The sequence below is a fragment of the Planctobacterium marinum genome (assembly GCF_020687805.1).
Classification (GTDB): domain Bacteria; phylum Pseudomonadota; class Gammaproteobacteria; order Enterobacterales; family Alteromonadaceae; genus Planctobacterium; species Planctobacterium marinum.
This window is the reverse complement of the sequence record NZ_JAJEWQ010000002.1, coordinates 801,379-819,743: the sequence shown is the minus strand read 5'-3', so window position 1 is coordinate 819,743 and position 18,365 is coordinate 801,379. Positions and strand designations below refer to the sequence as shown.

16 protein-coding genes and 4 tRNA genes are annotated in these 18,365 nt (G+C 45.8%); 8 read left to right on the top strand and 12 right to left on the bottom strand.

Annotated features, from left to right (window positions below):
- The first annotated feature begins 24 nt into the window (after positions 1–24).
- The 6 genes from pspF to LJ740_RS08980 are packed head-to-tail and all read left to right on the top strand — an operon-like array spanning position 25 to position 6,434.
- The gene (gene pspF / locus LJ740_RS09005; RefSeq protein WP_229528733.1) at positions 25–1,128 is read left to right on the top strand and encodes a phage shock protein operon transcriptional activator; all 1,104 of its coding nucleotides are present in this window, start codon (positions 25–27) and stop codon (positions 1,126–1,128) included.
- Positions 1,118–2,743 carry an ABC transporter substrate-binding protein gene (locus tag LJ740_RS09000; protein WP_377307129.1) on the top strand — a complete coding sequence of 542 codons (1,626 nt, stop codon included), beginning with the start codon at positions 1,118–1,120 and terminating at the stop codon, positions 2,741–2,743. The genes pspF and LJ740_RS09000 overlap by 11 nt, the downstream gene beginning before the upstream one ends.
- A 47-nt stretch (positions 2,744–2,790) precedes the next feature.
- A complete protein-coding gene (locus tag LJ740_RS08995; protein WP_229528906.1) occupies positions 2,791–3,771 on the top strand; it encodes an ABC transporter permease subunit in 981 nt (326 codons plus the stop codon).
- On the top strand, positions 3,758–4,651 hold the full coding sequence (locus LJ740_RS08990) for an ABC transporter permease subunit (RefSeq protein ID WP_229528732.1): 894 nt from the start codon (positions 3,758–3,760) through the stop codon (positions 4,649–4,651). The genes LJ740_RS08995 and LJ740_RS08990 overlap by 14 nt, the downstream gene beginning before the upstream one ends.
- Positions 4,651–5,646, top strand: coding sequence for a peptide ABC transporter ATP-binding protein (locus tag LJ740_RS08985; RefSeq protein WP_229528731.1), 996 nt, complete (start codon positions 4,651–4,653; stop codon positions 5,644–5,646). Before LJ740_RS08990 ends, LJ740_RS08985 begins: the two co-directional genes overlap by 1 nt.
- Positions 5,643–6,434, top strand: coding sequence for a peptide ABC transporter ATP-binding protein (locus tag LJ740_RS08980; RefSeq protein ID WP_229528730.1), 792 nt, complete (start codon positions 5,643–5,645; stop codon positions 6,432–6,434). Before LJ740_RS08985 ends, LJ740_RS08980 begins: the two co-directional genes overlap by 4 nt.
- A 58-nt stretch (positions 6,435–6,492) precedes the next feature.
- On the opposite strand, the gene LJ740_RS08975 is transcribed toward LJ740_RS08980, so the two are convergent.
- The 11 genes from LJ740_RS08975 to LJ740_RS08925 all read right to left on the bottom strand — a co-directional run bounded on the left by LJ740_RS08975 (position 6,493) and on the right by LJ740_RS08925 (position 16,489).
- The gene (locus tag LJ740_RS08975) at positions 6,493–8,376 is read right to left on the bottom strand and encodes a SurA N-terminal domain-containing protein (RefSeq protein ID WP_229528729.1); all 1,884 of its coding nucleotides are present in this window, start codon (positions 8,374–8,376) and stop codon (positions 6,493–6,495) included.
- A gap of 205 nt (positions 8,377–8,581) precedes the next feature.
- Positions 8,582–8,854: an HU family DNA-binding protein gene (locus LJ740_RS08970; RefSeq protein WP_229528728.1), complete on the bottom strand. Its 273-nt coding sequence runs from the start codon at positions 8,852–8,854 to the stop codon at positions 8,582–8,584.
- A gap of 241 nt (positions 8,855–9,095) precedes the next feature.
- Complete coding sequence (gene lon, locus LJ740_RS08965; RefSeq protein WP_229528727.1) at positions 9,096–11,456, bottom strand: endopeptidase La; 2,361 nt, start codon at positions 11,454–11,456, stop codon at positions 9,096–9,098.
- Between the two features lie 114 nt (positions 11,457–11,570).
- Positions 11,571–12,848 carry an ATP-dependent protease ATP-binding subunit ClpX gene (clpX, locus tag LJ740_RS08960; protein ID WP_229528726.1) on the bottom strand — a complete coding sequence of 426 codons (1,278 nt, stop codon included), beginning with the start codon at positions 12,846–12,848 and terminating at the stop codon, positions 11,571–11,573.
- A gap of 96 nt (positions 12,849–12,944) precedes the next feature.
- On the bottom strand, positions 12,945–13,601 hold the full coding sequence (gene clpP / locus LJ740_RS08955; RefSeq protein ID WP_229528725.1) for an ATP-dependent Clp endopeptidase proteolytic subunit ClpP: 657 nt from the start codon (positions 13,599–13,601) through the stop codon (positions 12,945–12,947).
- Between the two features lie 87 nt (positions 13,602–13,688).
- Entirely contained in the window at positions 13,689–14,993 is a 1,305-nt protein-coding gene (tig, locus tag LJ740_RS08950) for a trigger factor (protein ID WP_229528724.1), read from the bottom strand.
- 294 nt (positions 14,994–15,287) lie between these two features.
- A tRNA-Pro gene (locus LJ740_RS08945) sits at positions 15,288–15,364 on the bottom strand.
- Between the two features lie 38 nt (positions 15,365–15,402).
- Positions 15,403–15,478, bottom strand: a tRNA-His gene (locus LJ740_RS08940).
- A 38-nt stretch (positions 15,479–15,516) separates the two neighbouring features.
- Positions 15,517–15,593: transfer RNA gene (locus LJ740_RS08935), tRNA-Arg, on the bottom strand.
- A gap of 18 nt (positions 15,594–15,611) precedes the next feature.
- Positions 15,612–15,688: transfer RNA gene (locus LJ740_RS08930), tRNA-Pro, on the bottom strand.
- Between the two features lie 156 nt (positions 15,689–15,844).
- On the bottom strand, positions 15,845–16,489 hold the full coding sequence (locus tag LJ740_RS08925; protein ID WP_229528723.1) for a hypothetical protein: 645 nt from the start codon (positions 16,487–16,489) through the stop codon (positions 15,845–15,847).
- A gap of 133 nt (positions 16,490–16,622) precedes the next feature.
- On the opposite strand from LJ740_RS08925, the gene folD reads away from it, so the two are divergent.
- Both folD and LJ740_RS08915 read left to right on the top strand, forming a co-directional pair.
- On the top strand, positions 16,623–17,480 hold the full coding sequence (gene folD, locus LJ740_RS08920) for a bifunctional methylenetetrahydrofolate dehydrogenase/methenyltetrahydrofolate cyclohydrolase FolD (RefSeq protein WP_229528722.1): 858 nt from the start codon (positions 16,623–16,625) through the stop codon (positions 17,478–17,480).
- Positions 17,480–18,031: a DUF1415 domain-containing protein gene (locus LJ740_RS08915; protein ID WP_229528721.1), complete on the top strand. Its 552-nt coding sequence runs from the start codon at positions 17,480–17,482 to the stop codon at positions 18,029–18,031. The genes folD and LJ740_RS08915 overlap by 1 nt, the downstream gene beginning before the upstream one ends.
- A gap of 62 nt (positions 18,032–18,093) precedes the next feature.
- On the opposite strand, the gene rpsO is transcribed toward LJ740_RS08915, so the two are convergent.
- Positions 18,094–18,363: a 30S ribosomal protein S15 gene (gene rpsO / locus LJ740_RS08910; RefSeq protein ID WP_229528720.1), complete on the bottom strand. Its 270-nt coding sequence runs from the start codon at positions 18,361–18,363 to the stop codon at positions 18,094–18,096.
- Positions 18,364–18,365: the final 2 nt, after the last annotated feature.

Below are 18,365 nucleotides of genomic sequence, written 5' to 3'. Positions count from 1 at the left end.
ATACACCAAATAATAAGGTTTTTCATGAGTCGATATCGCCAACAAGATAATTTAATCGGTCAGGCTAATAGCTTTCTGGAGGTTTTGGAACAAATTTCTCAGATCGCAACACTTACTAAACCGGTATTAGTGATAGGAGAAAGAGGGACTGGTAAAGAGCTTGTTGCTGCGCGCTTACATTACCTCTCGAAACGCTGGGATCAACCCTACATTAAATTGAATTGCGCCGCCCTCAGTGAATCTTTGCTGGAGTCCGAGCTATTTGGTTACGAAGCCGGGGCTTTTACCGGTGCCAGTAAACGACGCGAAGGACGCTTCGAAGTGGCTCACAACGGCACCTTGTTTTTAGATGAATTGGCCAATACCTCGGGGTTAATTCAGGAAAAGCTACTCAGGGTGATTGAATACGGTGAATTTGAACGTGTCGGTGGATCTCGCTCTGTCAAAGTCGATGTGCGCCTAATTGCCGCCACCAATGAAGATTTACCAACCTTAGCAGAAACGGGCGAATTCAGGGCAGACCTGTTAGACCGACTGGCGTTTGATGTCATCACACTACCCCCTTTGCGAGAAAGAAGAGAAGATATCATTATTCTCGCTGAACATTTTGCCATTAATATGATTAGAGAAATGGAACTTGAGTTGTTCAGCGGTTTTACTGAAAAAGCCAAGCGGGTGTTGTTGGACTATGACTGGCCCGGTAACATTCGGGAATTAAAAAATGTGGTGGAACGATCCGTATACCGTACCAACAACCCTTATGTGCCGGTGCATGAAATTATAATTGACCCTTTCGAATCAAAATTTCGCCCAAATACCCGAATTAAAACTCAGGACAGAATTACACAATCACCCTCTCAGCCACAGGATAACGACACGCCGCCCAATCCGGTGCAGCACAGTCAACCGGCACCGGCCGTTGCTGACATTAACCCGGCGTTTGATTTTGAGTTTCCGGTGAACTTAAAAGAGCTGAGTCAAAGTTACGAAATTGATATGATTAAGCAGGCGCTGGCGGACAGCCATTACAATCAAAAGAAAACCGCCGACAAACTCTCTCTGACCTACCATCAGCTCAGGGGATACCTAAAAAAATACAACCTGCTGGATACTTCTGTTGAAGATTAAAGTGTTTTATCGTCAGATTTTAGCCACCTTGCTCACTTTAACAGGTGTGGTGGCATGTGGCGGTAATCACGACCTGAAATTTAAAGATGAGGGCCTGATTTATTGTTCAGAAGGCAGCCCTACCAGCTTTAATCCGCAACTGGACACCTCCGGGACCACCGTCGATGCCACCTCACACCAGCTTTACGACAGGCTGCTGGAATTTGACCCGCAAGACAGTAAAATCATCCCGGGCATTGCGGAAAGTTGGCGCGTCAGTGAAAACGGGCTGCACTACACCTTTCAGTTGCGTAAACAGGTGGCGTTTCATGAAACAAATTATTTCACTCCCACCCGGCACCTGAATGCTGATGACGTGATTTTTAGTATCAATCGCTGGCGGCTAGAATCGCATCCTTATCACGACATCGATGTAAGTGGTTATCCTTATTTTGTCAGCTTAGGCCTGGATAAATTGATCAAAGATGTGCGCCGCATTAACGGCTATCGCATCGTGATTGACCTGAACAAGCCTGACAGCTCTTTCCTGGCAAATCTGGCTACGGACTTCGCCATCATTCTTTCCAAAGAATATGCCGAATTCTTACTGGAAAAAAACCAGCCTCAATTACTGGACGAAAAGCCCATAGGCAGCGGCCCCTTTAAATATATCAATTACCGAAAAGGTCGTTTTATTCGCTATGCAAAACACGAAAACTACTGGAAACACGACCGCGCAGTAAAACAACTCATTTATGACATCACACCGTCGAGCTCGTTGCGCCTTGCCAAACTAATGACTGGCGAATGTGATGTTATGTCTTTGCCGGCACATAGCGAACTGGATATCATCCGGGATCGCAATAATTTAGTGCTGGATGAGAAACCAGGACTCAATGTGGGATTTTGGGCCTTTAATACCAGCAAGCCCCCGTTTGACAACCCGGAGGTAAGGCGGGCATTGGCGATGGGTATCGATAAAACCACCTTACTGGAAGCCGTGTATTTTGGCAGCGCAGTAAAAGCAAACGGACTGGTTCCCCCCAGCAGTTGGGCATTTCAGGAAGATTTACGAGATAACAGCTACAACCCGGTACTGGCCAAAGACCTGTTGCGCAAAAACGGCATCGAGCCGGGATTTACCATGAATATCTGGGCAATGCCGGTTGAGCGGGCCTACAACCCCAATGCCACCATGATGGCTGAGCTTATCCAGGGTTATCTGGAGCAATTAGAGATTAATGTTGAAGTGATAAGCTTTGAATGGAGCCTGTTCAGAAGACGCCTGGACAGCGGCGCACATGACTCTGTATTAATTGGCTGGTCAGCAGACAATGGCGATCCCGACAACTTTTACCGACCGGTGTTAAGTTGCGCGGCCATTGAATCAGGTACAAATCGCGCGCGCTGGTGTAATGAAACGTTCGATGAAATTATCGATGAAGCACTGACCTACTCAGACACTGATACCAGAGCGGCACTGTATCAAACCGCGAATGCCATCATTGCAGATCAAATTCCAATCGTGCCTATCGCCCATGCATATCGCTTTCAGGCCTACCGGCAAGGCTTGTCTAACCTGGAAATCAACCCATTTGGCGGTATCCGATTCGGTGATGTGGAGAATACCCAGTGAGTTTCTATTTTTTGCGCCGGCTCAATTTATTGGTGTTCACCCTATTCATGTTGGCAATGGCGTCTTTTGGATTGGCTTACCTGTTTCCGGGTGATTACCTGACTAACCTCACCGGAATTCATTTCGAGTCCGAACAACAACGGCAACTGTACGCCACCTTGTATAAAGAAAGTGATGGGGTTTTCTGGCAATTTATCGCTTATCTGGACTTATTGTGGCAAGGAGAATGGGGGCAAAGCTTTAGCTCCAACCAACCTTTGTATCAGGAGGTAACCACCTATCTTCCGGCCAGCATTGAACTGAGTGCTTACGCACTTTTTGTATCACTGGTTGTCGGTATTCCTTTGGGATTCCTGGCCGGCTTGCGTCACAACAAGCTGGCTGATTACAGTATTTTGTCAATGAGTTTTATTGGTTACTCAATCCCGGTGTTCTGGTTGGCCTTAATATTGATCTTAATTTTATCGCTGCAAATGGGTTGGTTTCCCATTTCTGGTCGCATCAGTTTGCTCTATTACATCCCGCTGGATACCGGTTTCATATTAATTGATATTATTCGCTCAGATGTCAGTTATAAATGGGATGCGTTCAACGACGCACTGCGGCATTTATTTCTGCCCACGCTGTCGATTTCAATTGTAACCAGCACCATTATTTTACGCATTACCCGACGCTCGGTAATTGAAGTTATGGGCAGTGAATATATCAAAGCGGCTACTGCACGCGGATTGAATCGCTACCAGGTCATCTTGAGACACGGTATTCGCAATACTATTATTCCCATTATGCCGCAGTTAGCCTTACAATTTACAACCTTGCTTACCAATGCCATGATCGTTGAAAGTATTTTTTCCTGGCCGGGCATAGGCAACTGGCTTATTCAGGCCATTTATCAGGGTGACTATCCGTCAATAAGAAGCGGCATGCTGGCAGTATCAAGTTTAGTAGTCATCTTTACGGTATCCATCGATATAGTCCATAAAATCATCGACCCACAGAGGTTATACAGACAACGTGTTAAAATCTAATCTGTATCAGGAAGAACAATTTCCGTCTCCACTTCGCCAAACCTGGTATGAGTTTCGGAAAAGCCACCTTGCTTTTATAGGCTTGTGTATCCTGGCCAGTATTACGCTGATAGTAATACTGGGGCCATTTGTCACCCCATACTCACCACTGACTCAGAATACAGACGCCCTGCTGGTACCACCCGCCTGGGATGGCAATGGCGGTATATCACATGTTTTGGGTACGGACGGACTGGGCAGAGATGTATTGACCCGGGTCATTCACGGAAGCCGGGTAACCTTTGGCATCAGTGTTTTTCTGGTACTTGTGGCCATGCTGATTGGGGTTTTGATTGGCGCGTTTGCCGGTATGAATACCGGTATGCGCAGTAGTATTTTAAATCATTTGTTAGATTCAATGATGGCCATTCCCACGCTGTTAATTGCCATTATCATCGTTGCGATATTAGGACCCGGGCTGGTTAATTCCATGTGGGCCATAACGTTGGCTTTAATTCCGCAATTTATCCATTACACACGAGATTTCGTCAGAACAGAAGTCAACAAAGAATATGTCATTGCGGCGCGACTGGACGGTGCTTCGCCCGCCAGAATTTTCGTATTTTCACTTCTGCCAAACATGGTGGAAATGTTGGTGGTACAAGGCACGTTGGCGTTGTCTATCGCCATTCTGGATATCAGTGCATTGGGTTTTCTGAATCTTGGCGTTCAGTCCCCCTACGCAGAATTGGGTGCCATGCTCTCTGAGGGACTGGATATCGCCTATATCGCTCCCTGGAGTATCGCAGCACCCGGTGCCGCAATATTTATTGCCATAATCTCCATCAATGTTGTGGGTGATGGCTTGCGCTCAGCCCTCAGAAACAGGTTGAAATACTAATGCCGCTGTTAGACATCAAAAACCTTACCCTGGAAATTGATACCGCGGGTGGCCGGGTAAAAGCGCTTGATAAGGTCAACCTGACCATTGATGAAAGTGAAATTCGCGCTTTAGTGGGAGAATCCGGCTCAGGAAAAAGCCTGATTGTTAAATCAATCGTTGGCGCAATCAATGACAGCTGGACTCTGACGGCCGACCGGCTGAACTGGAAAGGCTCGGATCTGCTCGCAATGTCTAAAGAGCAGCGCCGCAAGATCACCAAAGATGATATTGCCGTTATCTTTCAAAACCCGGTGAGTTCGTTAGACCCAACCGCTTCTTTAGGGGAACAACTGGAAGAGAACATTCCGGATCATTTAGTGGGCAAAGGCTGGTTCTGGCAACGTCAGGAAAAACGCAAACAGATAGTGTCCAGACAACTACATAAGGTGGGTATTAAAAACCATGAGCTGTGCTTGTCCAGTTTCCCACATCAGATTTCAGATGATGTTTGCCAGAAGTTTATGATAGCAATGGCGCTGGTGTCAGAACCTAAGCTACTGATCGCCGATGAACCCACCATGGGTATGGAAACAACAATTAAAAGCCAGATCCTGAAACTACTGTCCCGGCTAAATCAAAACCGCAACCTCAGCATCTTGTTTGTCAGTCACGATCTACTGGCGATTTCTTCTATGTGCCACTCTATGACGGTATTGTACTGCGGACAGACTGTGGAAAGTGGCCGAATGACTAACTTGCGCAAAAGGCCTTTGCATCCCTATACCAAGGCCCTGCTGGATAGCGCGCCAAGTTTTAGTAAAGACTTACTACCCAAATCAAACCTGTCAGCGCTGGATGGCACAATTCCCACCTTACAACACTTACCAATAGGATGCAGATTGGGGCCACGTTGTCCAAGAGCGCAAAAAGAGTGCGTCAAGATCCCGGCTCCGCGACACATACACAATCATTATTACAGTTGCCACTTTCCATTGCACAGGCCATTAAAATGACCGCGCTATTAACCGTAAAGAACTTAAAGTTCAAACGTAAAGTAAGGAAAAATTGGTGGCAAAAAGCTGAGAAGTTTGTCATCGGTCCCATCAACTTCGAATTAAATGCCGGAGAAACACTGGCCATTATCGGCGACAACGGTTCAGGGAAAAGCACGCTGGCGAATCTGCTCGCGGGTGTTGTTACCCCCAGCTCAGGTCAATTATTGCTAAATGGGCAAAAACTAAGACACAGAAATCTAAAACAACGCAGCCTGAATATCCGGATGATATTTCAGCATTCCAAAGAATCATTAAATCCGGCATTGACCGTGGGCACAATTCTGGACGAGCCACTAAAGTTGAATACCAACCTGGATGCCAGGGAGAGAAAAGAGAAAATCTCAACCACATTGCGACAGGTGGGCTTACTCCGAGAACATGCACACTTCTATCGCCATATGCTCTCAGACGGTCAACGACAACGGGTTGTTCTGGCACGAGCCTTAATCCTAAACCCACAAGTCATTGTAGCAGACGAGCCTTTTGCCGCGTTAGATCCTTCAGTACGGTCACAAATGGTAAACCTGCTTATGCGCTTGCAACGGGAGCTGGGCCTGAGCTACATCTTTATATCCCACAATTTAGGGATTGTGCGCCATATCAGTGATCGCGTGCTGGTATTACAAAATGGCAAGGTAATCGAATCCGGGAAAACCGATGTGGTATTCAACTGGCCGAAAAGTGATTACATGAAAAAATTACTCACCGCCCATCAATCATTGGTACTCAGTAAGCTTTTAGATTAGCGAAAGTAAACGAAGAGGATTAGGGAAGCTGAATTGCACAGCTTCCCCAAGGCAAGACTTATTGCGTAACAGTTTTCACTTCTGCGTTAGCATTTAGTGCATCCATCAAAGCGGTAAATCCGGACTGCCCGTAGTCAGAACTCAATCGCTGTTGAATCGCCTGCAGCTCGGCACTATCCAAGGCTTCCGGCTGATTAATTGCGCGCAATTGCACCACACCGACATTGCCGTTGTTCAGTTCAACAGCTCTGGCGGCGCCAATTTCACCCAGTTTAAACAACTCTGAACTCAGCGAGCTATTTAGCGAGCCAGAATAACGTTCCACTGCCTGCTCTTCTGACCAGCTGACACTTTTCTCAGCTAACAGCGCATCAACGTCTTGCTCGGAGCTGAGGCTTTCAATAACCGAATCTGCCCACTGCATTGCCAGTTCCTGAGCCTTCTGAGCCGTCAATGTCGCAACGATATCGTCACGCACCTCTGCCAGTGGCAACGTTCTCTCCGTCTCGTGTCCGGTAACCCGAAAGACCACAAAGTGCTCGTCATTCAATTCAATAATGTCGCTGTTTAAACGATCTTCCAGCATCTCATCAGAAAACGCTTTGCTTTGTAACAGCGCATTATCAAAAGGTACTGGTGCCTGGTCGCGAGTAACGCCTGTCAATCGCTTAACTTCAACATTTCCGGCAGCTGCCACCTCTTCAAGAGAATCAGGCATTTCAAATGCCAATTGCGACATAGTTTGTTGTACTGCTAAATATTGCCCCAGAGCGGCTTCTTGCTTTAATTGTGCTTCTATTTCAGCCCGTACGTTTTCCAGTTCTTCCACTGATTCCGCTTTCAGACCGGTAAGTTTGATGATGTGAAAACCAAATTCACTGCGCACAACCCCGGTAATATCGCCTTCTGCGGCCAGTTCAAACACTGCGGTTTCGAAAGCTTCATCTGTATCACCACGACTAATCCAGTCCAGGTCACCGCCGTTTTCACCGCTGAAACTGTCATCGGACTCTGCTTTTGCCAGCTCTGCAAAGTCTTCACCGTCGTTCAGTCTTGTTAGTAGCGCATTGGCGCGCTCTTCGCTGGCTTGTTCATCTTCACCAAATTCCACCAGAATATGAGAAGCACGGCGCTCTTCTTCGGTTTTATAATTGTTCAGGTTTTCTTCGTAATACAGCGCTACATCTGCGTCATCTACCACGGCTTCTGCCAGAAAATCACTAACCTGTACTTCTACGTAAGCCAGGTCCACCTTTTCTTCGGTATCATACTGGGCAATGTTTGCCTGATAATGGTCATTGATATCCTGATCCGTCACCGTAACTTCAGATTCGAACAAGGTGGCGTCCACTTCAAAAAATCGCGTGTCTCGGGTTTCGTTTTGAATTTTCAAAAACATTTCTGCTTCAGAGCCTAACGCAAAATCAGACTGACCTAATGCGATGCCTAATTGCTGACGCGCCATTTGACCGCGTAAATAGTCTCTGAAATCAGCGGGAGTGTACCCTGCTTGTATAAGCAATGCCTGATAGCGATCGTTGTTGAACTCACCACCCACGGCAAATTCAGGCATACTGACAATCGTTTCACGCAGTTCGGCATCACTGATACGAATGCCCAGCTCTCTGACTTTCTGATCCATCAGTTTATCGTTTATCAGGCGTTGTAAAACACCTTCCCGAAACGATTTTAAATATTCACTATTGGCCGTCAGTTGCGTGAATGTGTCACCCAACTGAGCTTCCATTCTGCCACGTTCAGACTGATAGGCTTTCTCAAAGGTAGAAGCACTAATCTCTTCGCCATTGACCGTTGCCGCTGCACTATCCGCGCTGGAGTTGATGTAGCCACCAACACCTGCAAATATAAAACTCAGAATGATAATACCGAGAATAATTTTGGCCGTTATTCCCGTGGCCCCTTCTCTTATTTTTTCCAACATTAGGCTTTCTCTTCATCACCTCAAAATCAATTTCGCGCGGGATTATACCGCAACACCAGGCCGATTTGCACACCAGAAATAGGATTAATTTTGGACTTTTGACAGGCAGGAGTTACAGAGTGAGTTCACGGACGAAAGAAGATTCAATTTTAGGATCAAAAAAGGGCGAGTTATCGCCCTTTTTAATTATTCAAATAAGTTGCTCTTAGTTACATGCATCTTTCAATGCTTTACCAGCTTTGAAAGAAGGAACCTTAGCAGCAGAGATTTGAATAGTCTCACCAGTTTGTGGGTTACGGCCACTGCGAGCAGAGCGTTCACGAACTGAGAAAGTACCAAAGCCAACTAAAGCAACCTGGTCGTCGTTTTTAAGAGCCTCTGTTACAGCGTCAGTGAAAGCGTCTAAAGCTCTGCCAGCAGCGGCTTTAGAAATGTCAGCGTTCTCTGCAATCGCGTCGATAAGTTGAGACTTGTTCACAATATCATCCCCTTCAATTGTTATTATTTATTGTTCCGCATTTGTTGTTGCGGAACCGTTATAACAAGCTTGAACACGAACTTCAAGCGATGTTTAACAATTTTTTCAAAATTAACGATTTACCGCCACCCCTTGCGTGGCAAGGGTTCTAGCGGGACACATCAAAAGGCTACCACCAGTTTACGGATTGGGAAGCCTTAAATGTGCTTTTATCTCAAAAAATTGCATATGTGTTTATTTTTTAAGCAATATTAGCCTGAACAGGTTCAAAACCTTGCGGGTTCTCTTCCAGAGCAAGGTTCAAAACTTCGTCAATCCACTGTACAGGATGAATTGACAGGTCTCTTTTAACATTCTCAGGGATCTCTTCCAAGTCTCGCTCGTTATCCTTAGGTATAACTACGACCTTGATTCCACCGCGGTGTGCGGCTAATAATTTTTCCTTGAGTCCGCCAATTGCCAGCACTTCACCACGCAATGTGATTTCCCCGGTCATGGCAACGTCGCATTTCACCGGGTTACCGGTCAGACTGGATACCAGTGCCGTGCACATAGCAATACCCGCACTTGGACCATCTTTAGGCGTAGCGCCTTCAGGCACATGCACATGGATATCTCTTTTTTCGTGAAACTCTGGATTAATGCGCAATTTATCAGCGCGGCTGCGCACTACCGTCATGGCAGTTTGTATCGATTCCTGCATGACATCGCCCAGCGAGCCGGTAAAGGTTGTTTTACCTTTTCCAGGTACTGAGGTTGCTTCAATCGTAAGCAAGTCCCCGCCGACCTGTGTCCAGGCCAATCCGGTAACCTGGCCAATCTGATTATTTTTGTCCGCTTTGCCATAATCGTGGCGTTGTACACCCAGGTACTCTTTCAGGTTGTCCTGATTCACCACAACTTTATCGGCTTTTTTGTTCAATAAGATCTGTTTAACTGCTTTGCGGCAAATCTTGGATATTTCACGCTCCAGCGCCCTGACACCAGCCTCGCGGGTGTAATAGCGAATGACACCAATGATCGCTGACTCTTCGATTTCCAGCTCGCCCTGTTTTAGGCCATTGCGAGACATTTGTTTTTTCACTAAGTGCCGCTGCGCAATGTTAAGTTTTTCATCTTCGGTGTAGCCCGACAGACGAATCACTTCCATCCGGTCCAGCAATGGACCAGGTATATTCATACTGTTTGACGTGGCAACAAACATAACGTCGGATAAGTCGTAATCCACTTCAAGGTAGTGATCACTGAAACTGTTGTTCTGTTCCGGATCCAGTACCTCCAACAGCGCTGACGCCGGGTCACCGCGCATGTCAGATGACATTTTGTCAATCTCATCCAACAAAAATAGCGGGTTTTTAACTTCCACCTTGGCCATTTTCTGAATCAGTTTGCCAGGTAAGGAGCCGATGTAAGTTCGGCGATGGCCGCGAATTTCTGCTTCGTCTCTGACCCCACCTAAGGCCATGCGTACGTACTTCCGCCCCGCTGCTTTAGCGATAGATTGCCCCAGGGAGGTTTTACCTACACCGGGAGGTCCCACTAAGCACAAAATAGGCCCCTTGAGCTTACGGACCCGTTGTTGCACGGCTAAATATTCGATGATGCGCTCTTTTACTTTCCCCAGACCATAATGGTCCTCATCCAGAATCTTTTGCGCATTGTTTAAATCTTTTTTCACTTTACTGCGTTTATACCAAGGGACATTGATCAACCAGTCAATGTAACTTCTGACCACAGTAGCTTCCGCTGACATGGGTGACATCATCTTCAGTTTATTCAACTCAGATGTTGCTTTTTCTTTGGCCTCTTCCGGCATTTTGGCGTCAGCGATTTTTTTGTTTAGCGCTTCAAATTCATCAGGTGCTTCATCCAGCTCACCCAGTTCTTTCTGAATGGCTTTCATTTGCTCATTCAGATAGTACTCACGCTGGCTTTTTTCCATCTGCTTTTTAACCCGGGTGCGGATCTTCTTTTCCACCTGCAACAGGTCGATCTCACCTTCCATCAGCGCCATCAGATATTCGAGCCGCTCTGCGACATCGTTCATCTCCAGCACTTTTTGCTTTTCGGCCAGTTTAAGTGGCATGTGAGCCGCCATGGTGTCAGCCAGACGCGCGGCATCTTCAATGCCGTTCAGCGAAGTCAGTACTTCAGGTGGGATCTTCTTGTTGAGTTTGACATAGCCTTCAAACTGCGACACCGCGGAACGTATCAATACTTCCTGCTCGGATTCAGACAAAGACGCACTGTGCGCGGTTTCCACACTGGCTACGAAATAATCGTCAGTTTGCAGATACTCAGCGATTTTGCCCCGTACTGTTCCTTCTACCAGAACCTTCACGGTACCGTCTGGTAACTTTAAAAGCTGTAAAATGGTAGCAATGGTACCAACCGAATAGATATCCTCTTCTTTAGGGTCATCTACTGCGGCATCTTTTTGCGCCACCAGAAAGATTTGCTTATCATTATCCATTGCCGCTTCTAAACAACGGATCGACATTTCTCTGCCGACAAATAGGGGAATAACCATGTGGGGGTAGACCACCACATCTCGCAACGCCAGTACCGGCATTTCAATGCGATTTTCTCGCTGTTCACTCATGCTGATTAACTCGTTTACATTTTTGTATGAATATGGGGCTCGAAAGAGAAAGATCAAATACTGATTTGTGGAGCCCTCGAATAAAAATAATAAAGGCTCTTAAGAGCCTTTTTATTATTCTGAAGCGGCCTTTTTATCGGCGGTGTTGTCATAAATCAGTATCGGTTTCGATTCTCCTTTTATGACACTGTCGTCGATTACCACTTTGCTGACATCTTTTAACGATGGCAGTTCGTACATCGTATCCAGTAAAACGCCCTCGACAATAGAGCGTAAACCTCGGGCACCTGTTTTGCGCACCATGGCTTTTTTGGCAATAGCGTTCAGTGCATCATCCCTGAACTCTAATTCAACATTCTCCAGAGAGAATAAAGCGCCATACTGCTTAGTCAGAGCATTTTTAGGTTCTTTAAGGATTTGAATTAAAGCTTCTTCGTTTAATTCTTCCAGGCTGGTCACCACCGGCAGACGACCGATAAACTCAGGAATTAACCCATATTTAACCAAATCTTCAGGCTCTACCTGCTGAAACAAATCACTCACTGAGCGGCTGTTGTCAGCACTTTTTACCTGCGCACCAAATCCAATGCCTGTTCCGGTATTGGCTCGCTGTTCGATGATTTTATCCAGGCCTGCAAACGCACCACCACATATAAACAGGATCTTTGAGGTATCAACCTGCAAAAACTCTTGTTGTGGGTGCTTGCGCCCGCCTTGTGGCGGCACCGAGGCAACCGTACCTTCAATCAGTTTCAGCAACGCCTGTTGCACACCTTCACCGGATACATCGCGGGTAATCGACGGATTATCTGATTTACGAGAAATCTTGTCGATTTCATCGATATACACAATACCGCGTTGCGCCTTTTCTACGTCATAATCACATTTCTGCAATAGCTTTTGAATGATGTTTTCCACATCCTCCCCCACATAACCAGCCTCGGTTAGTGTGGTGGCGTCGGCCATTGTAAATGGTACATCTAACAATCTCGCCAAGGTCTCTGCCAGCAGTGTTTTACCGCTACCAGTAGGACCGATCAGCAAAATATTACTTTTACCCAGTTCAACCCCATCGTGAACATCGCCATTTCTCAATCGTTTGTAGTGATTGTAAACAGCAACAGACAGGACCTTTTTCGCGTATTCCTGCCCAATCACATAGTCATCAAGGTGACTGTGAATTTCCTGAGGTTTGGGTAAAGCGTCTTGCTTTTTCTTGGGTGAAATCTCTTTTATTTCTTCCCGAATAATATCATTGCAAAGCTCAACGCATTCATCACATATAAAAACAGATGGTCCGGCAATTAACTTTCTTACTTCATGCTGACTTTTGCCACAAAAGGAGCAATAAAGTAATTTATTGTCGCCTTCACCACTTTGTTGATCACTCATTTACCACGCCTCTAGTGTATTAGAGTCTAATTCCTAACATTTACCACAAATGGGGGATTATTTACAATTATGATTCATCCCCACCTAAAGTTTAGCTTATTCTTTGGTTTTTAATACATCATCACGACTGGATAATACCTGGTCAACAATACCATAATCCTTGGCTTGTTTGGCGGACATAAAATTATCGCGATCGGTATCTCTCACAACCGTTTCATAGTCCTGGCCGGTATGATCAGCCAATAAGCGGTTTAACTTCTCTTTGATGGACAGTGTTTCTTTGGCATGTATTTCAATGTCAGAAGCCTGGCCCTGGAAACCGCTCAACGGTTGATGAATCATTACCCGGGAGTTATTCAGGCAATAACGCTTACCCTTAGCACCACCCGATAACAAAAATGCGCCCATGCTCGCGGCCTGTCCAATACAAACAGTGCTCACATCGGGTTTAATAAAATTCATGGTGTCGTAAATTGCCATACCGGCAGTGACAGAGCCACCCGGAGAATTAATGTATAGATAAATATCTTTTTCCGGATTCTCCGCTTCCAGGAACAACAACTGCGCTACGATTAAATTTGCCATGTGGTCTTCTACCTGACCCACCAGGAAGATGACGTTTTCTTTAAGCAGTCGAGAATAGATATCGTAAGAACGCTCACCTTTAGCAGTTTGCTCAACTACCATGGGAACAAGTGCATTGTCGACAGAGGAGTTTTGTAGATTTAATGAATTTTGCGGAGTATAGATCATATTTTTTTTGGTTCTCAAAATAAAAATGCTCGGTAAGTACCGAGCATTTATGCAGTTTGCTAAACAGAAAGTCAAACAATAAAACGGTTATGCTGTTTTATTCATCACTTCGTCAAACTTTTTAGCAACTTCGGTGACATTCGCTTCTTCTAAGATAATGTCAATTGCCTGATCTTCAAGTGCCAGATTCTGCATTTGTTGCATTAATTCCTGATTGGTTTTGTAATACTCAATTACTTCTTGCGGATCTTCATACGCAGAAGCATTGGTTTCAATCAGGGCGTCAACTTTAGCCTGGTCAACTTTTAACTCTTTAGACTTGATCACTTCACCCAGAATCAGACCCACAGATACGCGCTTCTTCGCGTTGTCTGCAAACAGGTCATCAGGTAGTTCAGGCATGTTCTGCGCGTTACCATTATTACCAAAGCGTTGCATTGCTTGCTGCTTAAGTGCGCCAATTTCCTGCTTGATCAATGCTTCAGGTAAATCCACCTGATTGTTTTCAATCAAACCGGTGATCACCTGCTCTTTTAATTGAGAGCGCAAAGTTTGGTCCAGTTCACGCTTCATGTTGCGGGTAACTTCAGCACGCAAAGCGTCAACACTACCGTCTTCTACACCGAATAATTTAGCGAATTCTTCATTAATCTCAGGTAATTCCTGAACTTCAACTTTTTTCACAGTAATCGCAAATTTAGCGTCTTTACCTTTCAGGTTTTCAGCGTGATATTCTTCAGGGAACGTCACTTCTGCAACCAATTCTTCACCGGCTTTTTTGCCAACGATTGGGTCTTCGAAACCAGGAATCATGCGAGATTTGCCCATCTCCAGGACGAAATCTTCAGACTTGCCACCTTCAAATTCTTCGCCGTCAATCGTACCAACAAAGTCAACAACTACGCGAGAGTCAGCCGCAGCAGCATCCTGAGATTCAACCCAATTAGCATGTTGCTTGCGCAGCGTGTCCATCATAGTGTCAACGTCTTCATCGTTGATTTCAACAACCGTTTTCTCAACTTTGATGGCATCAAGATTCTTTACTTCGAATTCCGGGTAAACTTCAAAAGAAGCCACAAATTCCAGATCTTCACCGTCTTTGTCGGACTTCATTTCAAAAGCAGGCATGCCGGCAGGATTCAATTTTTCCTGCATAACTGCCTGATAAAAATTGCGCTGCATCACTTCGCCAGCGATTTCCTGACGAACAGCCGTGCCAAAACGCTTTTTAATAACAGAAACCGGCACTTTACCAGGACGGAAGCCATTAATTCTTTGAGTCTTTGCTAATTGTTGCAAACGGGATTTAACTGCAGAATCGATTGTATCTGCAGGAACAGTAATAGTGAGACGGCGTTCTAAACCTTCCTTTGCCTCGACTGATACTTGCATTCTTCTACCTCTATAGTGCCTGAACGCACATTTAATTGTAATTTAGGCCAGATAACTCAACTTTACGAATAACCGTTTAAGTGAAGGTAAGTCGCTTGGGAAACGGGCTCCCGAGTTAGCTTTTACACGATCTGGCGCGTCACCTGATAAAAAAGACGCGATATTATAGCGGCAGTCTGGTTGATAGTCGAGACTAAACAGGAGAAATTATAAAGCTGAGACTTTATTGCTGCGGATTCGACCATCCAGTGGTGTCTAAATCTGACTTAAGCGTGCGGGTTTCCGTTTTGGAAATGGTCGGTGAGACAGGATTTGAACCTGCGACCCCTTGGACCCAAACCAAGTGCGCTACCAAGCTGCGCTACTCACCGAAATATTAGGAATTTTTAACAGACGACAGGAAGCCAAATGGGGTGGACGATGGGACTTGAACCCACGACAACCGGAATCACAATCCGGGGCTCTACCAACTGAGCTACGCCCACCATTTGGACTTTTACTATTTCGCCGAAGCAACACTGAATGGCGCGTCCGGCAGGATTCGAACCTGCGACCCACGGCTTAGAAGGCCGTTGCTCTATCCAGCTGAGCTACGGACGCACGGTCACTTCTCAGGAGTGGTCGGTGAGACAGGATTTGAACCTGCGACCCCTTGGACCCAAACCAAGTGCGCTACCAAGCTGCGCTACTCACCGTATCCTGACGTAGCCAGCAATATCTGCCTTGCTACGGGGGGCGCATATTACTGATTTGCCCCCCACCAGTCAAACACTTTTTATCAGGTTTTTTTTACATGCTGAAAAAAGCGTCATTTCGGACAAATCCCGCACAAACCAGGTTGCATATTCAACCTAGTGAATCATTCCCTCGTAGGTCCAGATCCCTTTTCCGGCAGGTTTAAAATTGAGCGTTTCTAAATATCGTTCGTGTTCGACACTGTCTGCCTTTGCCCCGATTAACTCATATCCGGTGAGTTTTTTGAGGCCCTGTTCGGCACCTAAAGCAAACACTCCTAACCGACAATCCCGATATTGTGGCACAACAAAATCAAAATCAACAACAATACCGGTGGGTGCCTGTGCCTGATTTTTAATGCCGGAGAGTACTCCCACCACCTGAGTTCCGTCCAGTAAGACATAAAACTCGCGATTATCGTCTTCCAGGCGTTTAAAGAACTTGGGGAAAAACTGATTAATTTCATTGCGATGATAATCCAGAAAAAAGCTCATGTAGTGGGATCTGGATTGTGTTCTTAAAATCGTGAAGTCGTGATTTGTGTGATACACAAATTTGCGTATATAAAAAATATTGGTCAGTGTGATAAACGCGTTCAGCACTACCACCGGGTAAGCGTTGATGATTACCCCGTACAAACACATTGAGGATGCGCCGAACAGATTGATCCAACGCAATTGCACAATGGAACTGCGGGTCAATGAAAACGCAATAACCGCAGAAGCGCAATAGCCAAATATTTCAGCGTAATTAATATCCACCTTGTTCCCTTACTGATTCAGGTTGGCCCCACACTTAGGCCCAATTGATTTTTGCCCGGATGAAAGATTGCTTAACAGCAAGCGATCATGAGAAAATAAACTGCATTGCAATCTCATTAGTATATCAAAAAATATGTCCGCTCAATTAATCGATGGAAAACTTCACGCAAAACACATTCGACAGAAAGTCGCCACCCAGGTTGATGCCATAGTTTCGGCAAACAAACGTGCACCTGGCCTTGCAGTAGTGCTGGTAGGTGCAGATCCAGCCTCACAAGTATATGTTCAGAATAAACGCAAAGCCTGTGCCGAAGTGGGCTTTGTTGAGAAGTCATATGATTTGCCGTCAGATACCACGCAGGAAGAACTGCTCAATACCATTGATAAACTGAACGAAGACAAAGACGTTGACGGCATTTTAGTGCAACTTCCCTTGCCAGCAGGCTTAGACGCAAATCTGATTCTGGAGCGCATCCATCCCAATAAAGACGTGGATGGTTTTCACCCATACAATATCGGTCGTCTGGCGCAACGTATGCCAGCGCTGCGCCCATGTACCCCCAAAGGCATTATGTCGCTGATTGATTCCACCAAAAAGCCGGTAAAGGGTTTAAATGCCGTTATCGTGGGTGCATCAAATATTGTTGGCCGTCCCATGTCGCTGGAATTGTTGCTGGCTGGATGCACCACTACTGTGTGTCACAAGTTTACCAAAGACTTAAAAAGCCATGTCGCTACGGCGGATATTTTAGTGGTCGCTGTCGGCAAACCCGAATTTATTCCTGGTAGCTGGATTAAACCTGGTGCCATCGTTATCGACGTGGGCATTAACCGCGTTGACGACGGCCGTTTGGTGGGTGATGTTGAATTTGACAGTGCCAGAGAACGGGCGGGCTGGATTACACCGGTACCGGGCGGTGTTGGTCCCATGACGGTAGCCAGTTTGATTGAAAATACTCTGGAAGCCTACGTAAACTATCGCACCGAATAATGCTCACCCCATTATCAGAAGCGGAATCCGGCGCAGTGTTGCGCTGGATTGAAGACATCATTATCGGCCTCAATTTATGTCCATTTGCTAAAAAACCTTATATCGCCAACAAAGTTGCGCTTCTGGGTGTTTCAGGTAATAAACTGCCGAAAATAGCCAATGAGGTGTTGCAAGCCTGCAAACAGCTTGATAGTAATGAGACTATAGAAACCACGTTACTGGTTTTCCCACAAGATTTAAGAGACTTTAATCGTTATCTGGATGCGCTTGAATACTGTGAAATTCAGTTAGAAGAAGCAGGTTATAGCGGCACCTATCAATTGGCCAGTTTTCATCCGGAATATGTATTTGCCGGAGAAGACCCGGACGATGCCAGCAATTTCACCAACAAAGCCCCCTTTCCGATTATTCATATCATCAGAGAGTCCAGCATTGACGCGGTACTAAAAACCTATCGCAATCCGGAAGCTATTCCGGAACGAAATATTGAGCTGATGCAGCAATTGGGGATAGAACATTTGCGCAAGCGTTTTGCAGCTTTTCTGAAATGACCCACTTTCCGCGGACGAAAAAAAAGCTGGTAAAAACCAGCTTTTCTTCGGAAACATCGATATTAGCGACGCAGACCTAAACGACCGATCAGAGACTTATAACGCTCTTGATTTTTGCCTTTCAGGTAGTCAAGCAATTTACGGCGCTGACTAACCATGCGCAACAAACCACGACGAGAGTGGTGGTCTTTTTTGTGATCGCTGAAGTGAGATTGTAGCTTGTTGATGTTGTGAGTTAACAACGCAACCTGTACTTCTGGTGAACCAGTATCACCTTCTTTTACACCGTATTCAGCGATAATGTTCGCAGTTTCATTTTTACTTAGTGACATAA